This is a genomic window from Pauljensenia sp. UMB6358 (assembly GCF_030216865.1).
GTDB lineage: Bacteria > Actinomycetota > Actinomycetes > Actinomycetales > Actinomycetaceae > Pauljensenia > Pauljensenia turicensis_A.
On sequence record NZ_JASOMS010000248.1, the window covers coordinates 1 to 246 of the forward strand.

Annotated in this window: 1 protein-coding gene; it reads right to left on the reverse strand. The window is 60.6% G+C overall.

Translation table 11 applies throughout. The features are described from left to right. Positions 1–16: 16 nt before the first annotated feature. Positions 17–246 (reverse strand): hypothetical protein (locus QP381_RS09340; RefSeq protein ID WP_285068761.1); only part of this gene is annotated, 230 nt, incomplete at its 5' end.

Sequence of the window (246 nt, forward strand, 5' to 3'; positions counted from 1 at the left end):
GTGCTTTGTCATATCCCTAATCCGTCAGGCCAATGCTATGCCATCTGTGCAGAGCCTGCTCGCTGCGGCGCGCTCTTGCCTCGCGCCTCTTCAGGCGAATCTGCATCCGGGCAACCTGACAGTCACGGATCTGGGTGCTAGTTGCGACTGCGCCAGGTGCGCAGTGACGTGGAGGGCGGGATGGCTCCGGCATCGGCACGAGCGCTTCAAATAAAGACGGAACAACAGCCAGCAACTGCCGGAACT